The organism is Lysobacter sp. P5_B12, from assembly GCF_056400425.1.
This window is the reverse complement of sequence record NZ_JBFULG010000001.1, coordinates 167,961-189,731: the sequence shown is the minus strand read 5'-3', so window position 1 is coordinate 189,731 and position 21,771 is coordinate 167,961. Positions and strand designations below refer to the sequence as shown.

The following is a 21,771-nucleotide window of genomic DNA, read 5'->3' as shown; positions in this document are numbered from 1 at the left end:
CGGCCGCCCGCTACACGCGCGTCAGCGCGTTGGGCCTTCAGCGCGGAGCCGGCCTTCGTCGACGTGGACGCGCAGCAGGCGTCCCGTGTGCGCCAACAGTGCCTCTGGGGCGTCGGTTCCGGTCACGAAGACTTGCGCCCCCGTGGCGACGAGGTCGTCGACGACGCGGGCCTGGTGCGTGCGATCGAGCTCGGAGGCCAGATCGTCGAGCGCGATGACGGGCCAGTCGCCGGCCAAGCCTGCGTGGAGCCGCGCCTGCGACAGGAGGAGCGCAAGCGCGGTGAGCTTGGCCTGTCCGCGGGACAGCGCATCGCGGCCCGGGATCCCCGTGAATCCGATCCGCCAGTCCGCGCGGTGCGGGCCGACGCTGGTGAAGCCCATGGCAAGGTCGCGCGTTCGGGCAAGCAGCAGGGCGTCGGACAGGCTGACCTCATCCCGTCGCCAACCGGGCTGGAGCGTGAGTTGCTCGATCCCGAGGGCCGGCGCCAGCGTGGCCGCTTCGCCCGCGAAACGGGGCTGCCATTGGGCGAGGTAGGTCTCGCGGCTACGGGTGATGGCCTCGCCGCTCTCGGCCAGCTCGTGTTCCCAGCCGTCGAGCTCTGCCGTTCGGGCCCCGGCTTTGAGGAGGGCGTTCCGCTGCTTCAGGGCGCGTGCATACCGCCGCCACACGCGAAGGAAGTCCGGTTCCACGTGGAACAGGCCCCAATCCAACAAGCGGCGGCGGTTCTCGGCCCCGCCGGTCACCAGGTCGTGGCTGCCGGGTTCGAAGGTCACTACGGCCAGTGCGGCGCAGAGTTCACCCAGGTGCGTAACGTCCGCGCCATCCAAGCGGCCCTGCCACGTCGCACCTGTATGCCGGAGACCGGCCTTCCGAGTGCGGCCGCCGGGTTCTTCCCACTCGACGAAGATCTCGAGGGCAGGAGTGCCCTGCCGGATGAGACCGTCGCGAACCCGGCCGCGAAAGCTCCGTCCGTAGGCCATGAGGTGCATGGCCTCGAGGACCGAGGTCTTGCCGGCGCCATTGGGGCCGGTCAGCAGGTTGAGCGCGGGGTCGGGCGCCAACGAGACCGTGTCGAAGCGCCGCAGGCCGCTGATGTCGAGCCGGGTGATCCGCATCAACGTGCCCCAAAGCAGAACGCCCGGACCAGGCCGGGCGTTCTTGCGCGTTCCACGTGGAACAGAGGCCGGATCATAGGCGGAGCGGCATCACCACATGGCGGCACTTTTCGCTCCCGGCCTCGCGAACGAGCGCGGAGGAGTTGGCGTCGCGCAGCTGGAGGATGACGTGCTCGTCGCGCAGGGCGGAGAGGGCATCCAGCAGGTAGTTCACGTTGAAGCCGATCGCCAGGCCATCGACGCGGGTATCGGCTTCGATTTCTTCCTGCGCCTCTTCCTGCTCCGGGTTGTGCGCGTTGATGCGCAGCTGGCCGGGCGAGACCTCGACGCGGACGCCGCGGTACTTCTCGTTCGACAGGATCGCGGCGCGTTGCAGGGCGGCACGCAGGACTTCGCGGTCCACCTTGACCTCGCGGTCGGCGCCGATCGGGATCACGGCCTCGTAATCCGGGAAGCGACCGTCGATGAGCTTGCTGGTGAAGGTCACATCGTCGCGCTTGACGCGGATGTGGTTGCGGCCGACTTCGAGTTCGAGCTCGCGATCGCCGCCTTCCAGAAGCCGCTGCAGCTCCTGCACGCCCTTGCGCGGCACGATGATCTGGCGCTTGGCCTGGGCGCCGCCATCGAGCGGGGCTTCGCACAGCGCCAGGCGATGGCCGTCGGTGGCCACGCAGCGCAGCGTCTTGTCGCGCAGGTCGAACAGCAAGCCGTTGAGGTAGTAGCGGACGTCCTGCTGCGCCATCGCGAAGGCAGTGCGTTCGATCAGTTCCTTGAGGCCGGCTTCCGGCACGCGGACGCGCTCGGTGGCTTCGACTTCGTCGACCGACGGGAAGTCGTTGGCCGGCAGGCTCGCCAGGGTGAACCGGCTGCGACCCGCAGACACCGTGACCTTGTCGCCGGACTGCGAGACGGTGACCTTGCTGCCATCGGGCAGGGCACGGACGATCTCGAACAGCTTGCGGGCCGGGATCGTCGTCTCGCCATCCTGGGCGTCGTCGACGGCATGGCGCGCGACCATTTCCACTTCCAGGTCCGTGCCGGTCAGCGACAGCTGCCCTGCGCGCACCTGCACCAGCAGGTTGGCGAGGACCGGGAGGGTCTGGCGACGTTCGACGACATTGACGACTTGCGCCAACGGCTTCAGGAAGACTTCGCGTTGCAGGCTGAAACGCATGCGGTCTGGTTCCCCGGGTCCAAGCTCTGGAAGGATGGATAAATCAAAAGAGTGGTGGTGCTTGGTGTCGCGAAAATATGGGTATTGCGGGCTTAACTGTTTGATCCTGAAACGTTTATCGACGTGAGCAAAGCGTGTACAAACCGGGCGCCGGCCCCGGGAAAAGTTGTGGATAAAACTGCTGCCCCCTAGGTGGGTGACGCCTTATCCACAACTTGCCCCCGACTCATTCACTGAGTTTGCGGATGAGCTTGTCCCAATCTTCCCGCAGCTTGCCGTCGGTCTCCATCAGCGTCCTGACCTGCCGGCAGCCGTGCAGGACGGTCGTGTGGTCGCGACCGGCGAACGCGTCGCCGATCTCGGGCAGGCTGTGTTCGGTCAGCTCCTTGGCCAGCGCCATTGCCATCTGGCGTGGGCGAGCGAGCGAACGCGTCCGCCGTTTCGACAACAAATCCTTGACCTGCAGGCCGTAGTAGTCTGCCACGGTCTTCTGGATGTTGGGGATGCCGATCGCCTGCTGCTGCGCGCGCAACAGATCGCGCAGCGTCTCCTGCGCGAACTCCGGCGTGATCGCGCGGCCGGTGAAGTTGGCACGCGCCGACAACGTGTTGAGCGCGCCTTCGAGGTCGCGCACGTTGGAGCGCATCTTCTTGGCGATCAGGAAGGCCACGTCTTCGGGCAGGTTCGCCCCGCGCTCGCGCGCCTTCGACAGCACGATCTGCGCACGCGTTTCGAAATCCGGCGGCTCGATGGCCACCGACAATCCCCACGCCAGGCGCGATTTCAGCCGCGGCTCCAGGCCCTCGACTTCGCGCGGATAGCGATCGCAAGTCAGGATGATCTGCTGCTTGCCGTCGAACAGCGCGTTGAAGGTGTGGAAGAACTCCTCCTGCGTGCGGTCCTTGCCGGCGAAGAACTGGATGTCGTCGATCAGCAGCGCGTCGACCTGCTGGAACTGCCGTTTGAAGGCGTCCATCGTCTTGTCCTGCAGCGCCTTCATCATCGCGCTGAAGAACTGCTCGCTGCGCAGGTACATCACGCGCATTCGCGGATTGCTTTCGCGCATCGCGTTGCCGGCGGCGAACATCAGGTGCGTCTTGCCGAGCCCCGTGCCGCCGTACAACAACAACGGGTTGTGCGAACGATCGCCGGGCTTGAGTGCGGCCTGCCACGCGGCGGCGCGCCCGAGCTGGTTGCTGCGGCCTTCGACGAAGTTGTCGAACGTGTAATGCGTGTCGAGGTTGCCCTGGAAAGGCTCGATGGGCGCTGGCGCGCGCGCGGGCATCGAAGGCGTCGACGACGGCGGCGGATCGCGACGCAACGCGCCGATTTCCAGGCTGACGTCCGCGCTGCCGGCGTAATGCGCGACCAGTTCGCGGATGCGGTCGAGATAGCGCGCGCGCACCTCTTCCATCACGAAGGCGTTGGGCGCGTAGAGCACCAGGCCATCGTCGCGGAGGCGGGCCTGCAAGGGCTTGAGCCAGGTATGGACGTCTTCAGCCGGATATTCGGCTTCGAGGCGTTCGAGACAGCGGGGCCAGGCTTCCATCGCGCGTTACGGTGTCCGTCGACAAGCCAGCACGCGAGCGGGGGCAACCCGCACGATGCTGTGGATAAGTGGGAGAAAGGCAGACTACCACCGGCACCGGGATGCGCCAACGTAAACCGCGTCGCCAGTCCGCAATCGTGATTTGAGTTGACCATCACTGCATTGCCCCGCTAGACTTTCGGGTCTTGTCCGCAAAAACCGCACGCGAGCCGCATCATGGCCACCAAGCGCACCTACCAGCCCAGCAATTTGAAGCGCAAGCGCGACCACGGCTTCCGTGCCCGCATGAAGACCGCCGACGGCCGCAAGGTCCTCGCACGTCGTCGCGCCAAGGGCCGTCGTCGCCTGACGGTCTGACCCGCGCGGCCTTCGTGGCCGTGCCGGACTTGGCGGCAACGCCAGACCTGACGACAACCGATCACTCGCGAACCGACCCCATGGACGCCGGCCTGCCCCGCAGTGCCCGCGTCCGCCAGCGGGCCGAGTTCGACCGGGTGTTCGCAGATGGTCGACGCAACGCAGATCCCCTCATGAGCCTGCACTGGCTCGGCGGCACCGCGCCTGCGCGCGTGGGGCTTGCCGTGTCGCGCAAGGTGGATCCGCGCGCGGTCGGCCGCAATCGCATCAAGCGCGTGCTCCGCGCCGAATTCCGCAAGCTCCGCCTCCAGCTCGCCAATGGCGATTACGTCCTGGTGTTGCGCGCCGCCGCCCGAACAAGCGACGGGAAAGCACTGCGCGCAGCCATGACCTCGCTCTTCCGTCGCGCCGGCGCGTTGCCGCCCCCGGCTGCCGGCGGCACAATGCCCGCCGCTTGCCTGCCGGGCGATCCGCCCCCATCCCCTTGAACTTTCGCGCGCTGCATTCGCTGCGCGCGCATCCTGCCGCCCGAGCCCTCCTGAATGAACCAGACCCGCGTCTTCCTCGTTATCGCCTGGATCCTGGTGGCGACGCTGCTCTGGATGGAGTGGAACAAGGAGCAGACCGCCGCGCTGCAAACGCCACCGGCCGTGACGCAAACCACGACCACCACCGGCGTGGTGCCCGGCGCCGTGCCGAGTGCGCCCACCGGTGCCGCCGCCGGCGTGCCGAGCGCACCTGCACAAGCGGGCGTGCCGACGACGGCCACTGCGCGCGCGCAGTCGAACGACACGGTCACCGTCACCACCGACACGCTGAAGATCACGCTCGACGGCGGCAACGTGCGCAACGCCGAGCTGTTGAAGTTCCCGAGCGAAGCGAAGTCCGAGGACACCGGCAACGTCACGCTGTTCGACGCCGATCCGGCGCGCTTCTATGAAGCGCAGAGCGGTTGGGTCAGCAGCTCGGGCCCCGCGCCCGATCATCTGGCTGCGTTCGTGCCCGAAGGCGACACGCGCAACCTCACGCTCGCCGCCGGACAGAATTCCATCGCCGTCCCCTTCACCTGGACGGGTCCGAACGGCGTGACCATCCGCCGCACCTACACCTTCCCGCGCGACGGCTACGCCATCGAAGTGCGCGATGAAGTGGTCAACCACGGCGCCGCGAACTGGCAGGGTTACGTCTACCGCCAACTCGTGCGCAACCCGCCGCCGCAGAAGACCGGTTACACCAATCCCGAAGCCTTCGCCTTCCACGGCGCCACCTGGTACACGCCGGGCGACAAGTACGAACGCCGCAAGTACCAGGACTTCGTCGACGACGGCACGCTCGACAAGGACGCCACCGGCGGCTGGATCGCACTGCTGCAGCATTACTTCTTCACGGCATGGATCCCGGGCGACCAGGACAAGTCGAAGTTCACGCTCACCACCACGCAGGAAGGCGGCGTCACGCATTACGTCGTGCGCGCGCTCGGCCCCGGCGTCAACGTCGCGCCGGGCCAGACCGCGGAAACGCATGCGCGCCTGTGGGTGGGTCCGAAGTTGGTGAGCGCGATCGAAGCGCAGAACGTGCCGGGCCTCACGCGCGCGGTGGACTTCTCGCGCTTCTCGATCATGGCCACGCTCGCCGGCTGGCTGTTCGTCGTGCTCTCGGCCATCCACTCGGTCATCGGCAACTGGGGTTGGTCGATCGTCGGCTTGGTGATCCTGATCCGCGCGCTGCTGTTCCCGATCGCCGCCAAGCAATTCCAGTCGATGGCGAAGATGCGCAAGCTGCAGCCGCGCATGCAGCAGCTGAAGGAACGCTACGGCGACGACCGCCAGAAGCTGCAGATGGCGACGATGGAGTTGTACAAGAAGGAGAAGGTGAATCCGGCGACGGGCTGCCTGCCGCTGCTCATCCAGATGCCGATCTTCCTGGCCCTGTACTGGATGCTTTCCGAATCGGTCGAACTGCGCCATGCGCCGTGGGCACTGTGGATCGACAATCTTTCCGCGCGCGATCCCTTCTTCGTGTTGCCGATCATCAACGTCGCGATCATGTGGGGCACGCAGCGCCTCGCCCCTACGGCGGGCATGGATCCCACGCAGCAGAAGATGATGCAGCTGATGCCGCTGGTGATCGGCGTGACGATGATCTTCTTCCCGGCCGGCCTGGTCCTGTACTGGGTGACCAACGGCGCGCTCGGCCTGCTGCAGCAGTGGTGGATGCTCAAGCGCGACGCGGCCACGACGAGTCCCGCCAAGGCGTGACCGACCACGACACCGACACCATCGTTGCCATCGCCACCGCGCCCGGTGCCGGTGGCGTCGGGATGGTGCGGTTGTCGGGTCCGCGCAGCCGCGCGATCGCGGAGAACCTGAGCGGCGCCGCACTCGTGCCGCGCCACGCGCATTACGTGCGCATCCGCGCCGACGGTGAATTGCTCGACGACGGCATCGCCCTGTACTTCGCGGCGCCGGCGAGTTTCACCGGCGAACACGTCGTCGAATTGCAAACGCACGGCAGCCCGGTTGTGCTGCAGCGGATCGTCGCTGCATGCCGCGCACTCGGCGCACGCAACGCACGCCCCGGCGAATTCTCGGAACGCGCGTTCCTCAATGGCAAACTCGATCTCGCGCAGGCCGAAGCCATCGCCGACCTGATCGCCGCCGCCGACACCCGCGCCGCACGCGCCGCGCGCCGCGCACTCGATGGCGTGTTCTCCGAGCGCGTCGATGGCGTGGCGACCGAACTGCTCCACCTGCGCGTGCACGTCGAAGCGGCCATCGACTTCGCCGACGAATCGCTCGACACCCTCGGTGGCGAACAAGTCCGCGCAGGCCTCGAACGTGCCGCGGCGCAAATCGCGCAGCTGCTCGCCGACGCCGAACGCGGCCGCAAGCTGCGCGACGGATTGCACGCGGTGATCGTCGGCCCGCCGAACGCCGGCAAGAGTTCGCTGCTCAACGCCCTGGCCGGCAGCGAGCGCGCGATCGTCACCGACATCGCCGGCACCACGCGCGATCTGTTGCACGAAACCGTCCGCCTCGATGGCGCCGAACTCACCCTCGTCGACACCGCGGGCCTGCGCGAAGGCGGCGACGCGATCGAACGCGAAGGCATGCGCCGCGCACGCGAAGAGTTGCGGCGCGCCGACCTGGCGATCGTCGTCCTCGACGCGCGCGAGCCCGAGCGCGGCCGCGCCGCCGTCGCCGATGCGATCGACGATGTCCCCCGTCGCCTCTGGATCCACAACAAGGCCGACCTGCTGGACACCGCACTCGAAGGCACCGACGACACCGTCTTCGTTTCCGCGCGCACCGGCCAGGGGCTCGACACCCTGCACGCGCGCCTGCGCCACCTTTCCGGCGCCGACGCCGCCGACGCGGCCGAAGGCACCTTCACCGCCCGGGCCCGTCACGTCGACGCCCTGGCGCGTGCGGCGCTCCACGTGGAAGACGCGCGCGGCCAGCTCGGTCAGGAAGCCCTGGACCTGGCTGCCGAATCCCTCCGCGCCGCACACGACGCCCTCGGCGAAATCACGGGGCGGGTGGCGCCCGACGCCCTGCTCGGCCACATCTTCAGCAGCTTCTGCATCGGCAAGTAGCCTTCGCTGGCCTGTTAAGCGTGCGATTTCCGTCACGGGACCTTGACAAAAGCCCGCCTCTGTCGCGTCCTTAGCACACGTGCCCGCCAGGGGGCACAACCAGGGGAGTGGTTCCGTTATGTACGCAAGTTCCAATCCGCAACCGCGCGTGACGCGGATGCATCTTTTCGTGCTGGTCGCGATGGGCGTCGCCCTCGCCGCCTGCAACAAGTCCGAAGGTCCCACGACCGCGGGCACCGCCAGCAGCGCCACCGCGGCCGCGGCCGCCGCCGCGAAGCCGGTCGCCGCCGTTTCCGAAGCCGTCGCCGCGATGAGCGCCGACCAGCTGCGCGAATCGGCCAGCGCCGCGCTCCGCGACCAGCGTCTGTACGCGCCGGCCGGCAACAACGCGATGGAGTATTACCTCGCGCTGCGCGACAAGGCCCCGAGCGATCCGGCGGTGGCCAGCGCGCTGACCGACCTGATGCCCTACGCGCTCATCGCGACCGAGCAGAGCATCCAGCGCGAAGACTTCGCTGAATCCCAGCGCCTCTACGCGCTGATGGAAAAGACCGACGCCACCGCGCCGGCCCTGCCGCGACTGAAGCAGACGATCGCGCAGCAGCAGCAGGCCGTCGCCGCGCGCGCCGAACAGGACAAGGTGAAGACCGAGGAAGACGCCAAGCGCCAGGCCGAACTCGAGAAGACCCGCGTCGCGCAGCAACAGGCCGCGCAGCAGCAGGCGGCCCAGCAGCTCGCCGCCCAGCAGGCCGCGCAGGCCGAAGCCGACAAGAAGGCCGCAGCCGATCGCGAAGCTGCCGCCGCGAAGGAAGCGCAGCAGAAGGCCGCGGCCGCCAACGCACCGGCGCAGGCGCCCGCGCAGACCGCGTCCGCACCGGCCGGTGGTGGTGGTGGGCTGCGCGCAGTGTCCACGCCGGCCCCGCGTTATCCGGCCGAAGCCGCGCGCCGCAACCAGAGCGGCGAAGTCCGCCTGGAGATCACCGTCGGCACCGACGGCTCGGTCACCGCTGCCCGCGTCGTCGACGCCACGCCGCCGCGCGTGTTCGATCGCGAAGCGCTCGCGGCCGTGAAGCGCTGGAAGTTCGCGCCCATCGATGCGCCGGTCACCACGACGCGCACGATCAACTTCCGCCCCGGCGGCTGATCGCAACATCGCAGCAAAAAAAAGCCCGGCAATCGCCGGGCTTTTTTTGTGCTCCCTCCCCTGCGACTGCAGGGGAGGGCTGGGGAGGGGTTCACGCGGAGATGGCCAATCGCTCCTGCTTGTACCGTTGCGTCGCAGCGAACCACAACACCAGCGCCAGCCCGAACCCGGCGACCAGGTACACCATCCACTGCATCGGCTCCATCGACTCGCCGCGCACCACTTTCATCAGCGCCTGGTTCTGCGCGAGGAAGGGCACGGCGAACATCCACAACTGGTTCTTCACCGGGCTCACCATCAAGGCGATGGTCGGGATCATCGGCAGCAGCATCAGCATGCTCATGTAGCTCTGCGCTTCCTTGACGGATTTCGCGCCGGCCGCGATGAAGGTCAGCAACGAAGTGCCGACGAACAACATCGGCACCAGCAGCAGCAGCATCTTCGCGATCGCGGGCATGCTGACGTCCATGTTGCGTCCGATGCCGGGCGAGAACGCCGCGCCGATCTTGAATGCGATCAGCGTGAGCAACAGCGATGTCCCACCGACCACGCACGCGGCCAGGATCTTGCCCGTCACCACCGCGCCGCGATGCGCCGGCGTTGCGAGCAAGGGTTCCAGCGACTGGCGTTCGCGCTCGCCCGCGGTCGTGTCGATGATCAGGTACGCCCCGCCGAGGAACGCACTGAGGATCAGCAGGTAAGGCAGGAACGCCATGACCATGCCGCGTCGCGCTTCGGGCGTCGACAGATCCTTGTGCGCGACGGCCAGCGGCGCGGCGACACTCGGGTTCATGCCGCGCGCGAGCAACCGCAACGCGCCGACCTGCTGGCCATACAACGTGAGCGCGGCTTCGATGCGGCGCACGGGAATCTCCGAATCCTGGCGCGTGCTGTCGTGCACGATCTCCACCAGTGCCGGCGATCCTTCGTGCCATTGCTTCTCGAACTCCGGGCCGATGCGCAGGTACACGTCTTCGGCCTGCGTGCGGATCGCGGTATCGAGATCGCCTTCGAAAGCCTTGCGGCGGATGCCCTGGCCGGCGAGCCACTTCACCATGTTCGGCGCGTGCTCCACGCCGACCATCGCCACATCGAGCGGCTTCTCGACCTGGCTCTTCGCACGCGACTCGGCGAGCGTCAGGATCCCGAGCATGATCGCCGGCGTGATCAACGGGCCGAGCACCAGCGCGAGCAACAACGTGCGTTTGTCGCGGACGAACTCCCGCAGCTCCTTCACCAGGATCGTGCGGATGGATTGCATCGATTTCATGCGTGCAGGCCCTCTTCCGATCCGATCAATCGCACGAAGGCATCCTCGAGGTTGGGTTCGTTGGTTTGCGCGCGCAATTCATCCGCCGTGCCTTGCGCGACGACGCGCCCGTGCGCGATCACCACGATGCRATCGCACAGCGCGGCGACCTCCTGCATGATGTGGCTGGAGAAGATCACGCAACGCCCTTCACCGCGCAGGTGCCGCAGGAAGTCGCGCAAGCCGCGCGTTGTCATCACGTCGAGTCCGTTGGTCGGCTCGTCGAGGATGACGTTGCGCGGGTCGTGCACGAGCGCCCGCGCGATCGCGGTCTTCGTGCGCTGTCCCTGCGAGAAGCCCTCGGTCATGCGGTCGAGGAAGTCGTCCATCTGCAGCGCCGTCGACAATTCGCGGATGCGCGTGTCGATGGTCGCCGCATCCAGGCCGTGCAACTCGCCGAAGTAGCGGATGTTCTCGCGCGCGGTAAGGCGCTTGTACACGCCGCGTGCATCGGGCAACACGCCGAGCGCGCGCCGTGCGGCGTCGGCATCGGTGGCGACATCCTTGCCGTCGACCAACACGCGCCCGCTCTCCGGCCGCATCAGCGTGTAGAGCATGCGCAGCGTCGTGGTCTTGCCCGCGCCGTTGGGGCCGAGCAGGCCGGTGATTTCGCCGTCGCGCGCTTCGAAGCCCACGTCGTCGACGGCGACGACCGGCGCCTTGTCCTTCCCTTTACCGGGGAAGGTCTTGCGGAGATGTTCGGCGACGATCATTACGGCTCCCATCCATTGAACGAGGTGAACGGCGGCGTATACGTGAGCGTGTCGAGGCACGTGGCATCGAGCTTCTTCGCATCCGCCGTTTCGAGGAACTGCGCCCACAACTTCGGCATGCAGCCAGCCGCGATTACGTTGTGGCCCTGGCCGCGCAACACGAGCGCGCGGCCCTTCGGCAAGGTCTTCACCACTTGCGCGGCGTAGGATGGCGGCGTCACCGGATCCAGCTCGCCCGACAACAACAACGCCGGCACGTCGGTCGACAGAGGCGCATGGAAATCCTTCGGCACCGCGCCGCGCGGCCACACCGAACACTGCGCCTGCATCAGGTCGACCAGCGAATTGCCGAGCAGCGACGAGGCCATCGCATCATCCACGCGCAACCCGGCCGCGTCCTCCGAACACACCACCGACAACTGCATGCCGTAGGCCATCGCGTCGGCCATCGAGCCGCCGAGCATCTTCGACAGCGACATCAGGTTTTCGTAGCGGCCCTGGTCGGCTTCGTGCAACAACAGCGGCAGGATCGACGAGGCGATCGGCACGTACGCATACATGCGCGCAAGCCCAGCCACGTGGCCCGGGCGCAGGCGCTCTTCCTTCATCTCGCCGGTTGCGGCGTCGCGATACTTCACCAGCGGCGCTTCGGCACGCAGCTTCGTCATCAGCGCATTGAGGCGTTCGCGCGGATCGCCGAGCGCCTTGGTGCAACCGGGCGTCTTCGCGCATTGGCCGAATTGCAGGTCGAGGGCCGACTCCAGGTTGCGCGCGAAATCGTTGCCGAGATAGATCGCGTTGGGCGCGACCGAATCGAGCACGATCGTGCGCGTGTGCTGCGGATAATGCATCGCGTACTGCTGCGCGACGCGCGTGCCGTACGACACGCCCATCAGGTTGATCTTCTGCGCGCCGATCGCTTCGCGCACCGCGTCGAGATCGCGGGTCGCGTCGGTCGTCGTGTAGAACCGCAGGTCGGCCTTGCGCGCGAGTTGGTCGCGGCATTTCACCGCCATCGCACGCGAGGCTTCGGGCGATTCGTCGGCGTCCGCCGCGCTCGTATCGACGGTATCGGGCGCGGCCTTGTCCTCGTCGTCGGGCTTGCACAACAAGGGATTGGACTTGCCCGTGCCGCGCTGGTCGACCATGAGCAGGTCGCGATTCTTCGACGCGTCATGGAAGGCCGGGATCATCCCGGGGAAACTCTCCGTCGCCGATTGGCCAGGGCCGCCCGCGATGAGGAACACCGGATCGGGATCGTGGTTGCCCGATTCGTCGGCGGGGATCCACGCGATGTTGAGTGCGATGCGGCGCCCGTTCGGTTGCGCGGGATTTTCCGCGACCGACAAGGTGCCGCACTGCGCTTCCACGCTCTGCCCGCCCATCGGCGGCGACAGCGTGCACGGCTTGAAGGCGATGCGGCCCAGCTTGCGTTCGGGCGCAGGTTCGGCGGCGACGGGTTTGCGCGGGCCCTCGGGTTTCTCGGGCTTGTGTTGTTGCCATGCGCGGTAGCCGAGAAAACCGACTGCCACGGCAATGATGATCAGCGTGCGGGTCTTGCGAGACATCGGCGCGTTTCCCTCCCCTCGATTGGCATCCATGGTGACAGGACGCCGCCCGGGGCGGAACGTGACCGATGGCGCGGGGCGCTACTTGCTGCTGACGTACTTCTCGCGGCGGATCTGCGGAACGGGCAGGCCGGCGGCCTTCAGCGTCTCGAAGCAGGCATCGACCATGTTCGGGTTGCCGCACAGGTAGGCGATGTCGGTGCCCGCGTCGGGCGTGAATTCCTGCAGGAATTGCTGCACGTAGCCATGGCGGACGTCGGCGTGGGCCTGCGGCGAATCGGCCGCGGGCAGCTCGCGCGAGAAGCACGGCACGAAGCGGAAGTGTTCAGGATGCTTGCCGGCGAAGGCGCGGAACTCCTCGCCGTACAACAACTCCACCGGCGTGCGTGCACCGAACAGCAGGATCACCTTGATGCCGCGCTGCGCGATGAGTTGTTCGATCTGCGGCAGCATCGCGCGATAGGGCGTGACGCCCGTGCCCGTGCCGATCAGCAGGTAACGCTGGTTGGCGTCGGCGGGCATCAGGCAGAAGCGGCCATAGGGGCCGCTGGCATCGACCGTGCCCCCGATCTCGAGGCCTTCGAACAAGGCCGTCGCCGCACCGCCGGCCACGTAGCTGACCGCGATCTCCACCGCTTCGCCCGCGCCGAGCGCATGGTCGTGGATGGTGGCCAGCGAATAGCTGCGCTTGGTCCCCGTGCCGTCGGCGTAATGGAAGTGCACCTGGACGAACTGGCCCGGGATGAAATCCAGGGGTTGCCCGTCCTCGCGGACGAAGGACAGGTGCGCGACCGTCGGCGCCAGCATGCGGCGCGCGGTGAGCTTGAGCGGGAAGTGGATGATGGCCAAGGCGTGGGATTCTTTGTGCAACAGACCGTGGCGCCGGGCGCGACACGGGGCCGCCTATACTACCGGCTTCGCCGCGGCGCCTGCGGCGCGGCCCTTCTTCCTTCTCGTTCCGGCGGCCTTCTTGATGTCCCCCGACGCAATGTCCCAAGCCACCGTGCCCGCCCTCAGCGTCCGCGACCTTCGCAAGACCTACGACACCGGCGTGCAGGCCCTCAAGGGCGTCTCGCTGGACGTACGCCCCGGCGATTTCTTCGCCCTGCTCGGCCCCAACGGCGCGGGCAAGTCCACGCTGATCGGCATCGTCAGCTCGCTGGTCAACAAGACCGCGGGCGAGGTGGAGATCTTCGGCGTCGACATCGCGCGCAACCGCAGCGAAGCGATGCGCCTGGTCGGCCTGGTGCCGCAGGAAATCAACTTCAACCTCTTCGAGAAGCCCTTCGACATCCTGTGCAACTACGCCGGGTTCTACGGGATCCCGCGCGAAGTGGCGATGGTGCGCGCCGAAGAGGAACTCAAGCGCGCGCAGTTGTGGGACAAGGCGCAGGTGATGTCTCGCACGCTGTCGGGCGGCATGAAACGCCGCCTGATGATCTCCCGCGCGATGATGGTGCGCCCGCGCCTGTTGATCCTCGACGAACCCACCGCCGGCGTCGACATCGAAATCCGCCGCGGCATGTGGAAGACGTTGCGCGAAATCAACGCCTCGGGCACGACGATCATCCTCACCACGCATTACCTCGAGGAGGCCGAGAATCTCTGCCGGCACCTTGCGATCATCGACAAGGGCGTGATCGTCGAACAGGGCCCGATGAAGTCGCTGCTCGCCAAGCTCGACGTCGAAGGTTTCCTTTTCGACATCGACGGCAGCGTGCCTTTGGTGCTGCCGGAAATCGCGGGCACGATGCTGGCGCGCGTGGACGACCACACCATCGACCTGGAAATGCCGCGCGCGATGGACCTCAACCGCGTCTTCGCCGCGCTCAACGATGCAGGCATCCGCGTGCGTTCGATGCGCACCAAGTCCAACCGCCTCGAAGAACTGTTCGTGCGACTGACGTCGAAGGACACCCAGTGAACACCATCGTCGCCACGCAAGCTCCCACGTCCAACGCGCGCCGCAACTGGGTCGCGCTCGGCACCATCGTGCGCCGCGAAGTCACGCGCATCCTGCGCATCTGGGCGCAGACGCTGGTGCCGCCGGCGATCACGATGACGCTGTACTTCCTGATCTTCGGCGGCCTGATCGGTTCGCGCGTGGGCCCGATGGACGGCCTGAAGTACATGGAGTTCATCGTGCCGGGCCTGGTCATGATGAGCGTGATCCAGAACAGTTACGGCAACATCTCCTCCTCGTTCTTCGGCGCGAAATTCGGCCGCCACGTCGAAGAGCTGTTGGTCAGCCCGATGCCCAACTACGTGATCCTCGGGGGTTACGTCGCCGGCGCGGTGTTGCGCGGCTTGCTCGTCGGCGTGATCGTGCTGTGCATCTCGATGTTCTTCACGCCGGTGCGCATGCACCATCCGTTCGTGACGCTCACCACCGTGCTGCTGGGCGCGACGATCTTCTCGCTCGCCGGCTTCGTCAACGCGGTGTACGCGAAGAAGTTCGACGACATCGCGATCGTCCCCACGTTCATCCTCACCCCGCTCACGTATCTGGGCGGCGTGTTCTATTCGGTGAAGCTGCTGCCGGCGTGGGCCGAGACCGCCACGCATCTCAACCCTGTCTTCTACATGGTCAACGCATTCCGCTACGGGCTGCTCGGCGTGAGCGACGTGCCGGTGTGGGTCGCGTATTCGCTGATGCTCGGCTTCGTGGTCGTGCTGACGGCGATCGGCCTGTTGCTGCTCAAGCGCGGCGTGGGCCTGCGCAGCTGACGAATCTGTAGAATCCCTGCACCCGGCGTGGGGACGCCGGCAGGGAAACCACAGATGCAATTCAAGTTCCGATGGATGCTGCTCGGCCTGCTGGCCGTGGCGGCAAGCAGCAGCGCGCAGGACGCCCCGGCGGACGAAGCGCAACAACAGGCGCAGGTGCAGTCGCTCGTCTCGTCCCTGCATTGGCGCGACGGCCAGATCGCGGTGCCGAAAGCCAAGGCCACCTTCCGCCTCGGCGAGGACTTCCACTACCTGGAAGCCGCCGACGCACGCAAGGTCCTCGAAGACCTGTGGGGCAATCCGCCCGACGACACCGTACTCGGCATGGTCGTTCCGAAATCGCACGATCTGTCCGAAGACGGCAGCTGGGCGGTGGTCGTCACCTATTCCGACGACGGTTACGTGTCCGACAAGGAGGCCTCGAGCATCGACTACGACGACATGCTCAAGGACATGAAGGACGGCGTGAAGGAAGAAAACGAAGAGCGCAAGAAAGCCGGCTTCGGCACCGTGCAGTTGAACGGATGGGCCACCGCGCCGCATTACGACGCCGCCAACAAGAAGTTGTTCTGGGCGAAGGACCTGCAGTTCGACGGCGATGCGAAGCACACGTTGAACTACGACATTCGCGTGCTCGGCCGCGGTGGCTACCTCAGCCTCAATGCAGTGGCCAACATGGATTCGATGGGCGAAGTCCAGGGCGACATGCAGACGCTGTTGCCGATGGTGGAATTCGATCCCGGCGCGCGTTACGCCGACTTCAACGACAGCACCGACAAGGTGGCTGCCTATGGCATCGCCGCGCTGGTCGCCGGCGGCCTCGCCGCGAAGACGGGTTTGCTCGCCAAACTCGGCGTCGTGCTGCTCGGCCTGAAGAAGTTGTTGATTCCGATCGGCCTGGCGATCGCCGCGCTCGGCAAGAAGATCGTCGGGTTCTTCAGCCGCGACAAGGGCGACAAGACCCGTACTGTCGTTTAGGACGGCAACCGGAAGAACGCGTTCGCGGCCGCCGTCGTGGCGGCCGCGACGTCGTCCACCGCTTCACCCCGGTCGCGCGCGAGCTCTTCGACGATGTGCGCCAGGTACATCGGCTCGTTGCGCCGGTGCGAAGGCTGCGGTTTCACCGTGCGCGGCAGCAGGTAGGGCGCGTCGGTTTCGATCATCAGGCGGTTGGCGGGGATACTCTTCACCAGTTCGCGCAGGTGCAGGCCGCGGCGTTCGTCGCACAGCCAGCCGGTGATGCCGACGGACCAGTCCTGGTCCAGGTAATCGAACAATTCCTCGCGCGTGCCTGTGAAGCAATGCACCACGCTCGGCCCGAGCTTGCCGTCGAACTGCTTCATGATCGCCATGAAGTCCGCATGCGCGTCGCGCTGGTGCAGGAACACCGGCTTGCCGGTGTCCACCGCGATCTGCAGCTGCATTTCGAACGCGCGGCGTTGCGCCGGGCGTGGTGAGAAATCGCGGAAATAATCCAGGCCGCATTCGCCGACGGCCACCACTTCCGGCAATGCCTGCAATGTGCGCATCTCGGCGTCGCACTCGGCGGTGTATTCGGTCGCGTGGTGCGGATGCACGCCGGCGGTGGCGAACAGCTCCCCCGGATGCGCGCGCGCGAGTTCCGCCGCCTTGGGCGAATGCGCGCGGCTCGCGCCGGTGACGATCATGCGCCCCACCCCGGCATCGCGCGCGCGTTGCAGCACGGCGTCGCGGTCGTGGTCGAAGCTGTCGTGGGTCAGGTTGGCGCCGATGTCGATGAGCATGGCCGCAGTTTACCGGCCGGCACCGTAGACTTCCCGCGTGCGCGCCGACTTCCCCATCACCCCGTTGTTGCCGGAAATCCGTGCGAGCCTGGCCGCGCATCCGCGGCTCGTGCTCGAAGCGCCGCCCGGCGCCGGCAAGACCACGCAGGTGCCGCTCGCGCTGCTCGATGCGCCCTGGCTCGACGGCCGCAAGGTCGTGATGCTCGAACCCCGCCGCGTGGCCGCACGCGCCGCTGCCGGGTTCATGGCGAAGCAACTGGGCGAAGTGCCGGGCGAAACCGTCGGCTACCGCATCCGCTTCGAAAGCAAAGTCTCCGCGCGCACGCGCGTCGAAGTCGTCACCGAAGGCATCCTCACGCGGATGCTGCAGGACGATCCGATGCTCGAGGGCGTCGGCGCACTGCTGTTCGACGAATTCCACGAACGCCACCTCGCCGGCGATCTCGGGCTCGCACTCGCGCTCGACGTGCAATCGGGATTGCGCGAAGACCTGCGCATGGTCGTGATGTCGGCGACGCTCGACGGAGAGCGCCTCGCGCGCTTCCTCGACGCGCCTCGTCTTTCCAGCGCAGGCCGTGCGTATCCCGTCGACATCGCGCATTTCCCCGCGCGCCGCGACGAAGCGCTCGTCCCGCAGACACGCCGCGCGATCGAACAGGCCGTCGCGCAACATCCCGGCGATGTGCTCGTCTTCCTGCCCGGCCAGCGCGAGATCGCGCAGGTCGATGCAGCCATCGCGGGAAGCGAGGTCTTGCGCGACATCGAGGTGCTCGCCCTGCATGGCGAGTTGCCCGTCGAACAACAGGCGCGCGTGCTGGCGCCCGGCGATCGTCGCCGCATCGTGCTGTCCACCAACGTCGCCGAATCCAGCGTCACGCTGCCCGGCGTGCGCATCGTGATCGACAGCGGCCTGGCGCGCGAACCGCGTTACGACCCGAATTCGGGCTTCGCGCGGCTCGACGTCGTCGCGATCGCGCAAGCCTCCGCCGACCAGCGTGCGGGGCGCGCGGGCCGCGTCGCCGAAGGTTGGGCGTATCGCCTATGGCCGCAATCGCAACGCCTCGAACCGCAACGCCGCCCCGAGATCGCACAGGTCGAGCTGGCGGGGCTCGCGCTCGAACTGGCCGCATGGGGCAGCGACGCACTCGCGTTCGTCGACGCACCACCCGCCGGCGCGCTCGGTGCGGCACGCGATCTGTTGCGTCGCCTGGGTGCGCTCGACGGTGACGCGATCACGCCGCTCGGGCGTCGCATGCTCGCCCTCGGCACGCATCCACGCCTGGCAGCGATGCTCATCGCGCCGACGAACAACGAAGACCGCGCGCTCGCCTGCGATCTCGCAGCTCTGATCGAAGCGCGCGATCCCCTGCGTTCCCGCAGCGACGCACTCGCCGAACGTTGGCGCGCGCTCGCCGCATTCCGCAGCGGCCACGATCCGGGCGGAAGCCGCGCGGGTTTCGCCGCGCTCGATGCCGCCGCGAAACAATGGCGTCGTCGCCTGAAAGTCGACGCGCACCCACCGCGTTCGATCGACGCGCATCGCCTCGGCGACCTGCTCGCGCATGCCTTTCCGGATCGCATCGCGCACCAACATCCCACGCAACCGCGGCGATACCAACTCGCGAACGGCCGCATGGCCACCCTGTTCGACGACAGCGCCCTGTTCGGCGAACCCTGGGTCGTCGCTAGCGAATTGCGTTACGAAGCGAAGGACGCGTTGCTGCTGCGCGGTGCGCCCGTCGATGAAGCCGCGTTGCGCCGCGATTTCCCCAAGCGCTTCGTCGAAGAAGACACGGTGCGCTGGGACGCGACTCGCCGCGCACTCGTCGCACAGCGCGAACGCCGTTTCGACGGGATCGTGCTCGAATCGAAACCCGCCGGCCGCGTCGACCCCGCGCAAGCCGCGCGCGCCCTCACCGACGCCGTGCGCGATCTCGGGCTCGACGCGCTGCCATGGAGCGAAACGCTGCAGCAATGGCGCGCGCGTGTCCGCGCCTTGCGCGAATGGGCGCCGGACGAAGGTTTTCCCGATTTGTCGGACGCCGCGCTTCTCGGCACGCTCGACACCTGGCTGCGCCCCGCGTTCGAAGGCAAGACGCGACTGGATGCGCTGGATGCCGCCGAACTCGGCAATGCGTTGCATCAAACCGTCGACTGGAACCTGCGCCGCCGCATCGATGCGCTCGCGCCGACGCGCATCACCGTTCCCTCGGGCATGGAGCGACGCATCGAGTACGCCGTCGACGATCACGACGGCGTGCGCCCACCCGTGCTCGCGGTGAAACTGCAGGAACTGTTCGGCCTCGCCGAAACGCCGCGCGTCGAGGGCCGCATACCGCTCACCTTGCACCTGCTCTCGCCCGGCGGTCGGCCGCTGCAGGTCACGCAGGATCTCAAGGGCTTCTGGGAACGCACCTATCCCGACGTGCGCAAGGAAATGAAGGGCCGGTATCCGCGTCATCCGTGGCCCGACGATCCGTGGTCGGCGACCGCGACGCATCGCGCCAAGCCGCGCGGCACCTGAACGCGCCGGCCCGCGATCACATACGCTCAACGCAAGGCGCCGGAGACTGCCGAGCCTACGAACCGTTCCACGGGAGCCCGCACGATGAACACCAAGCTGATCGCACTGCCCGAACGCGCGATGGATCTCGCCGGCAAGCTGGGCGGCGAAGTGATGGAGTTCGTGCCACGCGCGGGCCAATGGCTCGATGCCGGCGTCAAGATCGGTGCGGTGAAGACCGGCGGCAAGGTCGCGATGAAGTTCGTGCGCCGCTATCCCATCGTCACGGTCGCCACCGTCGTCGGTGCCGGTGCGCTGTGGTACCTCGCACGTCGCAAGGCGAAGCAGGCGCAGAACGGCGAAGACCGCGAAGCCATCGAGGGCACCGCGCGCCGCGTGCCGGCCAAGCGCGCGACCAAGCGCACTGCGCGCAAGAGCACGCGCGCCACGCAAACCGCGTCGGAATAATCCTTCAGTCGATCACGAGCGCGGCGGGCAGTTCGATCACGAACACCGCTCCGCCGCCGTCGCGATCTTCGTACCAGAGATCGCCGCCGGCACCGACGATGATCTGCCGCGCGAGCGACAAGCCCAGGCCGCTCGACAAACCGTCTTCGCGCCCGCTCAACCGCATGAACGGTTTGAACAGATCGCGACGCTTGTCCGGCGGCACGCCGCCGCCGCGATCGAGTACGCGCAACTGCCAGTAACCGGCGTTGCTCGACTTGGCCACTTCCAGCGCGAGTTCATTGCCCTCGGCGGCGTACTTCATCGCGTTGGTGATCAGGTTTTCCGCCACCTGGCGCAGCACGCGCCGATCGATCGCGACGGTGCCGCAGGGTTCGGGCACCAACACCTTCAGGTGCATGCCGCGGCTTTCGAGTTGCAACTCGTAGCGCTGCGCCAACCATTCGATCGTTTCCTGCAGCGCCGCCGGATGCGTGTGCGCTTCGCCACCGCTGGCGGCCGCGATGCGTTCCTGGCCTTCGAGATAGCGGCGGATGTAACCGATCGCGTCGTGCGCGCTTTCGTGGATCATCTGCAGGTAGCGCGGGATGCGCTCGGGCCGGCAGCCGTCCTGCATGAGGATGTCGCTGGCGAACAACACGCTGCTCAAGGGATTCTTGAGATCGTGCGCGACGAGATTCACCAGCTCCTGGCGTTCGCGCGCCACGCGTTCCAGTCGGTCGCGCGCCTGCTTCAGCGCCACGTGCGCACTCACGCGCGCAAGCAATTCTTCGGGAATGAAGGGCTTGGTGACGTAATCGACCGCGCCGCTGTCGAAGGCGCGCAGCAACAATTCGCGGTCCTGCGCGGCGGTGAGGAAGATCACCGGCATGTCCTGCAACGACGGGTGGTGCCGCATCTGCGCGAGCAACTGGAACCCGTCCATCCCCGGCATGAGCATGTCGAGGAGCACCAGGTCGGGCGTGGCTTCGAGCGCGTGGTCGAGCGCCTCGGGGCCGGTGCCCGCCGGCACGACGTCATAACCGTTGCGCGACAGCAGCGTGCTGACGACGCGCAGGTTGGCGGGCTGGTCGTCGACGACCAGGATCCGGCCAGCGGTTGGGGGAGTCGTCTCTGGCATGCGCATCCTTCAGCCAGGTTCGAACGAGATCCGTCTCGTTGCGGAACCTGAACGGGACAKGGAACTTATCAGAAAGTCTGTGCGGTCGCTCCCAAAACAGCCGCTTTCGAGCTGAACAGTTCAGCCCGCGACTTCCTTCCACGCGCCCGGCTCGAGCCCCTCGACCCGATGGTTTCCGATCCCCACCCTGACCAGACGTAACGTGGGAAGGCCCACGGCTGCGGTCATCCGGCGGACCTGGCGATTGCGGCCTTCGGTGATCGCCAGCTCGATCCAGGCATCGGGCACGGTCTTGCGGAAGCGCACCGGCGGATCGCGTGGCCAGAGCTCGGGCGGCGCGATCGTGCGCACCTGCGCCGGCAGCGTCATGCCATCGTTCAACGCGACGCCCGCACGCAAGCGCGCGAGCGCCGATTCGTCCGGCACGCCTTCGACCTGCGCCCAGTACGTCTTGGCCTGCTTGTGCCGCGGGTCGCTCAGGCGATGCGCGAGTGCGCCGTCGTCGGTCAGCAACAGCAGGCCTTCGGAGTCTGCATCGAGCCGGCCCGCCGCGTAGACATCGGGCGGCAGGCCGAACCCGGCCAACGTCGGCCGCGGCGGCACGCTGCGATCAGTGAATTGCGACAAGACCCCGAAGGGCTTGTTGAACGCGATCAACATCGTGC

The 21,771-nt window shown here is 67.2% G+C and carries 20 protein-coding genes; 10 read left to right on the top strand and 10 right to left on the bottom strand.

What is annotated here, in order from left to right; translation table 11 throughout:
- Positions 1–21: 21 nt before the first annotated feature.
- The 3 genes from recF to dnaA form a co-directional block, all read right to left on the bottom strand.
- A complete protein-coding gene (recF, locus tag AC1DOM_RS00860; protein WP_498959344.1) occupies positions 22–1,116 on the bottom strand; it encodes a DNA replication/repair protein RecF in 1,095 nt (364 codons plus the stop codon).
- A gap of 73 nt (positions 1,117–1,189) precedes the next feature.
- A complete protein-coding gene (gene dnaN, locus AC1DOM_RS00855; protein WP_498959343.1) occupies positions 1,190–2,290 on the bottom strand; it encodes a DNA polymerase III subunit beta in 1,101 nt (366 codons plus the stop codon).
- Between the two features lie 226 nt (positions 2,291–2,516).
- Positions 2,517–3,839 (bottom strand): chromosomal replication initiator protein DnaA, encoded by a 1,323-nt coding sequence (gene dnaA / locus AC1DOM_RS00850; protein WP_498959342.1) that lies wholly within the window; start codon positions 3,837–3,839, stop codon positions 2,517–2,519.
- Between the two features lie 216 nt (positions 3,840–4,055).
- Between dnaA and rpmH the strand changes: the two genes are divergently transcribed.
- The 5 genes from rpmH (at position 4,056) to AC1DOM_RS00825 (ending at position 8,935) form a co-directional block, all read left to right on the top strand.
- Entirely contained in the window at positions 4,056–4,196 is a 141-nt protein-coding gene (gene rpmH / locus AC1DOM_RS00845) for a 50S ribosomal protein L34 (protein WP_156640208.1), read from the top strand.
- A gap of 80 nt (positions 4,197–4,276) precedes the next feature.
- Positions 4,277–4,684, top strand: a complete 408-nt coding sequence (gene rnpA, locus AC1DOM_RS00840; protein WP_498959341.1) for a ribonuclease P protein component — start codon at positions 4,277–4,279, stop codon at positions 4,682–4,684.
- 54 nt (positions 4,685–4,738) lie between these two features.
- Positions 4,739–6,454 (top strand): membrane protein insertase YidC, encoded by a 1,716-nt coding sequence (gene yidC, locus AC1DOM_RS00835; protein ID WP_498959340.1) that lies wholly within the window; start codon positions 4,739–4,741, stop codon positions 6,452–6,454.
- Positions 6,451–7,791: a tRNA uridine-5-carboxymethylaminomethyl(34) synthesis GTPase MnmE gene (gene mnmE / locus AC1DOM_RS00830; protein ID WP_498959339.1), complete on the top strand. Its 1,341-nt coding sequence runs from the start codon at positions 6,451–6,453 to the stop codon at positions 7,789–7,791. Before yidC ends, mnmE begins: the two co-directional genes overlap by 4 nt.
- A 157-nt stretch (positions 7,792–7,948) precedes the next feature.
- Entirely contained in the window at positions 7,949–8,935 is a 987-nt protein-coding gene (locus AC1DOM_RS00825; protein ID WP_498959338.1) for an energy transducer TonB, read from the top strand.
- 91 nt (positions 8,936–9,026) lie between these two features.
- On the opposite strand, the gene AC1DOM_RS00820 is transcribed toward AC1DOM_RS00825, so the two are convergent.
- The 4 genes from AC1DOM_RS00820 to AC1DOM_RS00805 all read right to left on the bottom strand — a co-directional run bounded on the left by AC1DOM_RS00820 (position 9,027) and on the right by AC1DOM_RS00805 (position 13,374).
- Positions 9,027–10,205 carry an ABC transporter permease gene (locus tag AC1DOM_RS00820; RefSeq protein WP_498959337.1) on the bottom strand — a complete coding sequence of 393 codons (1,179 nt, stop codon included), beginning with the start codon at positions 10,203–10,205 and terminating at the stop codon, positions 9,027–9,029.
- Entirely contained in the window at positions 10,202–10,957 is a 756-nt protein-coding gene (locus AC1DOM_RS00815; protein WP_498959336.1) for an ABC transporter ATP-binding protein, read from the bottom strand. The genes AC1DOM_RS00820 and AC1DOM_RS00815 overlap by 4 nt, the downstream gene beginning before the upstream one ends.
- On the bottom strand, positions 10,957–12,525 hold the full coding sequence (locus tag AC1DOM_RS00810; RefSeq protein WP_498959335.1) for an alpha/beta hydrolase: 1,569 nt from the start codon (positions 12,523–12,525) through the stop codon (positions 10,957–10,959). The genes AC1DOM_RS00815 and AC1DOM_RS00810 overlap by 1 nt, the downstream gene beginning before the upstream one ends.
- An 81-nt stretch (positions 12,526–12,606) precedes the next feature.
- Positions 12,607–13,374 (bottom strand): ferredoxin--NADP reductase, encoded by a 768-nt coding sequence (locus AC1DOM_RS00805; RefSeq protein WP_498959334.1) that lies wholly within the window; start codon positions 13,372–13,374, stop codon positions 12,607–12,609.
- A 139-nt stretch (positions 13,375–13,513) separates the two neighbouring features.
- Here AC1DOM_RS00805 and AC1DOM_RS00800 point away from each other — a divergent pair, with 139 nt between their 5' ends.
- Genes AC1DOM_RS00800 through AC1DOM_RS00790 form a run of 3 tightly spaced genes read left to right on the top strand, consistent with a single transcriptional unit; the run spans position 13,514 to position 16,230 of the window.
- On the top strand, positions 13,514–14,449 hold the full coding sequence (locus AC1DOM_RS00800) for an ABC transporter ATP-binding protein (RefSeq protein ID WP_498959333.1): 936 nt from the start codon (positions 13,514–13,516) through the stop codon (positions 14,447–14,449).
- On the top strand, positions 14,446–15,252 hold the full coding sequence (locus AC1DOM_RS00795) for an ABC transporter permease (protein WP_498959332.1): 807 nt from the start codon (positions 14,446–14,448) through the stop codon (positions 15,250–15,252). The genes AC1DOM_RS00800 and AC1DOM_RS00795 overlap by 4 nt, the downstream gene beginning before the upstream one ends.
- 54 nt (positions 15,253–15,306) lie before the next feature.
- Positions 15,307–16,230, top strand: a complete 924-nt coding sequence (locus AC1DOM_RS00790; RefSeq protein WP_498959331.1) for a DUF2167 domain-containing protein — start codon at positions 15,307–15,309, stop codon at positions 16,228–16,230.
- On the opposite strand, the gene AC1DOM_RS00785 is transcribed toward AC1DOM_RS00790, so the two are convergent.
- Entirely contained in the window at positions 16,227–17,015 is a 789-nt protein-coding gene (locus AC1DOM_RS00785) for a TatD family hydrolase (RefSeq protein WP_498959330.1), read from the bottom strand. The two genes, AC1DOM_RS00790 and AC1DOM_RS00785, sit on opposite strands and share 4 nt — an antisense overlap.
- Positions 17,016–17,052: 37 nt before the next feature.
- Here AC1DOM_RS00785 and hrpB point away from each other — a divergent pair, with 37 nt between their 5' ends.
- Together hrpB and AC1DOM_RS00775 are read left to right on the top strand one after the other, a co-directional pair.
- The gene (gene hrpB, locus AC1DOM_RS00780; protein WP_498959329.1) at positions 17,053–19,539 is read left to right on the top strand and encodes an ATP-dependent helicase HrpB; all 2,487 of its coding nucleotides are present in this window, start codon (positions 17,053–17,055) and stop codon (positions 19,537–19,539) included.
- Between the two features lie 84 nt (positions 19,540–19,623).
- Positions 19,624–19,986 carry a hypothetical protein gene (locus tag AC1DOM_RS00775; protein ID WP_498959328.1) on the top strand — a complete coding sequence of 121 codons (363 nt, stop codon included), beginning with the start codon at positions 19,624–19,626 and terminating at the stop codon, positions 19,984–19,986.
- 4 nt (positions 19,987–19,990) lie between these two features.
- Here AC1DOM_RS00775 and AC1DOM_RS00770 read toward each other — a convergent pair whose 3' ends face one another.
- Both AC1DOM_RS00770 and AC1DOM_RS00765 read right to left on the bottom strand, forming a co-directional pair.
- Positions 19,991–21,106: a hybrid sensor histidine kinase/response regulator gene (locus AC1DOM_RS00770; RefSeq protein ID WP_498959327.1), complete on the bottom strand. Its 1,116-nt coding sequence runs from the start codon at positions 21,104–21,106 to the stop codon at positions 19,991–19,993.
- A 120-nt stretch (positions 21,107–21,226) separates the two neighbouring features.
- Positions 21,227–21,766 (bottom strand): pseudouridine synthase, encoded by a 540-nt coding sequence (locus tag AC1DOM_RS00765; protein ID WP_498959326.1) that lies wholly within the window; start codon positions 21,764–21,766, stop codon positions 21,227–21,229.
- Positions 21,767–21,771 lie beyond the last annotated feature (5 nt).